Below are 1271 nucleotides of genomic sequence, written 5' to 3' on the forward strand. Positions count from 1 at the left end.
TGAAGTGCACCCCTTAAAGTAGACATTGGAAAAACCCTTGTGGTTATCCGATGAAAATTTTAGGGGGTGTATTTTTATGCCAGCAAAGAAAGGCCAGAAGTTTAAACATTATTGTGAGGAGTTAAAGTTGCAGGCTGTGCAGATGAAATTAGACGGCGTTTCCCACCGAGAAATAGCAGAGAGGTTACATATCCATGACGAAGGACGAATTAAGATTTGGATGCGAAAGTATAAGAAACTCGGAGAGTTTGGACTTTTGGATCAACGTGGACGCCGCAAGGAATACATCGATTCGACCCGATATCTGAATCAGTTAGAGAGGGAGAATAAGATGCTAAAAAAGTGTTTGGAAATCTGGATGCAGGAGGTGCAATCCATAAGTATAAAATGATTAAACAAATAGCTGGAGATTATACAATCAGTGAACTTTGCAAGCTGTTTAGAGTCTCAAGAAGTGGATACTATGCTTACCTGAAACGACAAGCGACGGATAGGGACAAATTCGTAAAAGACTCCATCCAGGCAGTGTATAGAAAGTATGACGGAAAGTATGGATATAGACAGACCCAACTATTTCTCCTGCAAGATTACGGAGTGTGGGTTAATCATAAGAAGGTACTTCGACTCATGCAAGAAATGGGGCTTCGTTCTCGAATTCGCCGCAAATATCGAAGTCATTATGTTTCATCTGTAGGAAGACGAGTTGCCGAGAATGCCTTACAACGTGAGTTCAAAGCATGTGCACCGAATCAAAAATGGGTAACCGATGTCACACAATATCGTGTTGCGGATACTTGGCTCTACCTATCTGCTATTAAGGATTTGTTTAATAACGAGATTGTAGCGTACCACATGGGAGTTCGTAACGACAATGAATTGGTCCTGCGGACCTTTGAGAAAGCTTTTGAAAAGACGAAAGACGTGACTGGACTGATCGTTCACAGCGATCAAGGTTTCCAGTACACGTCCTACGCTTACCACGACATGCTGCCAAAGGTTGGCGCCCAAATCAGCATGTCTCGGAGAGGCAATTGTTATGATAACGCCTCAATGGAGAGCTTCTTCTCGCATCTCAAAACGGAAGGGCTCTACCCTTATGATATCCGAACTGTGGATGAGGCACAAAGACGAATTGAGGAATATATTCATTTTTACAACCATAGTCGACCACAACGAAAATTAAAAAGGCTGACACCTGTTGAATTCAGACGTCAGCTGTCGGCCTAACGGCCGGGGTTTTTCTTACTGTCTACAAATTGGGGTCTTGACCA

Annotated in this window: 2 protein-coding genes; both read left to right on the forward strand. The window is 42.9% G+C overall.

Annotated elements, in window-relative coordinates:
* Positions 1-76 precede the first annotated feature (76 nt).
* Positions 77-391, forward strand: coding sequence for a helix-turn-helix domain-containing protein (locus tag ACTHO6_RS21160; protein ID WP_440243812.1), 315 nt, complete (start codon positions 77-79; stop codon positions 389-391).
* Positions 388-1227, forward strand: coding sequence for an IS3 family transposase (locus ACTHO6_RS21165; RefSeq protein WP_440243814.1), 840 nt, complete (start codon positions 388-390; stop codon positions 1225-1227). Before ACTHO6_RS21160 ends, ACTHO6_RS21165 begins: the two co-directional genes overlap by 4 nt.
* Positions 1228-1271: the final 44 nt, after the last annotated feature.

Origin of the sequence: Brevibacillus sp. SAFN-007a (assembly GCF_051967035.1) — a bacterium.
Classification (GTDB): Bacteria; Bacillota; Bacilli; order Brevibacillales; family Brevibacillaceae; genus Brevibacillus.